This is a genomic window from Mesorhizobium sp. M1A.F.Ca.ET.072.01.1.1 (assembly GCF_004023325.1).
Taxonomy (GTDB): domain Bacteria; phylum Pseudomonadota; class Alphaproteobacteria; order Rhizobiales; family Rhizobiaceae; genus Mesorhizobium.
Window position 1 is genome coordinate 1 of sequence record NZ_RZSF01000722.1, and the last position, 476, is coordinate 476.

The 476-nt window shown below is 63.2% G+C and carries 1 protein-coding gene; it reads right to left on the reverse strand.

The window, feature by feature from the left end:
* A partial coding sequence (locus tag EOA32_RS37720) for a molybdopterin-dependent oxidoreductase (protein ID WP_145971533.1) occupies nt 1-476 on the reverse strand: 476 nt, incomplete at both ends.

The following is a 476-nucleotide window of genomic DNA, read 5'->3' on the forward strand; positions in this document are numbered from 1 at the left end:
TTAGGACGACGTCCTGCTCCACGCCCAGCACCTCCGGAGCGACCTCGGAAAAGGCCCTGGCGAGGCCCTTGTAGATATCCCAGTCCGAGCGTGCCTCCCAGGCAGGGTCCACCGCCGCCGACAGCGGGTGGATGAAGGGGTGCATGTCGGAGGTGTTGAGGTCGTTCTTCTCGTACCAGGTCGCGGTCGGCAGCACGATGTCGGAGTACACGCAGGTCGTCGACATGCGGAAATCGAGCGTGACAAGAAGATCGAGCTTTCCCCGCGGCGCCTCGTCGTGCCAAACGACCTCCTTGTTGCGCACCTTGCCTTCGGCGCCGAGGTCCTTGCCCATGACACCGTGCGTGGTGCCGAGCAGGTGCTTCAGAAAGTATTCGTGGCCCTTGCCGGAAGACCCCAGAATGTTGGAGCGCCACACGAACATGTTGCGGGGCCAGTTGGCCGGATCGTCAGGGTCCTCGCATGCAAGGTCGAGT